Below are 636 nucleotides of genomic sequence, written 5' to 3' on the forward strand. Positions count from 1 at the left end.
TATCCCAGCGCGAGCAAGCGCCCGGTGTTCACCCTCGAGGAGCGCGTCGCGCTGTGCGCGGACGTCCTCGGCCACCTGCCCAACGTCGAGGTGCGTCCGTTCGAGAGCCTGCTCGCGGATTTCGTCAACGAGTGCGGGGCCCAGATCATCCTGCGCGGCCTGCGTGCGGTCTCCGACTTCGAGCACGAGTTCCAGCTCGCGAGTATGAACCGCCAGCTCGTCCCCGGCGTCGAGACGATGTTCCTCACCCCGGCGGAGCAGTATGCCTATATCTCCTCCAGCCTCGTGCGCGAGGTCGCCGCTCTCGGCGGCGATGTGACCCGCTTCGTCCACCCCCGCGTCCAGCGGGCGCTGGACCAGCGCATGGCGCGCAGCTGAGCGGCTCTGCGCTACCGCCCGGCGGCGCACCGGCGCCGTCGTCAATTTGTAATTGCAAACCGCCCGGGAAACGCTTACTGTCGACCCCGGTGCGCCTGGAAGGGCGTGCCACGGTGGCGTTCTACATTATGGAAGTGCGTCGCCTAGCAAGACTTGATGTTTGAGCTACCGGACCCGGAGCGGCCGGTAGGGAAGATGAGTGTAGTTACGATGAAATCGATTTACGTGGGCAACCTGCCCTTCAGTGCCTCCGAGGAC

The 636-nt window shown here is 65.6% G+C and carries 1 protein-coding gene; it reads left to right on the top strand.

Annotated elements, in window-relative coordinates:
- Positions 1-378 (top strand): pantetheine-phosphate adenylyltransferase (gene coaD, locus G7A99_RS23545; protein ID WP_163144477.1); only part of this gene is annotated, 378 nt, incomplete at its 5' end.
- Between the last annotated feature and the right edge of the window lie 258 nt (positions 379-636).

This window comes from Arhodomonas sp. KWT (assembly GCF_010993615.1).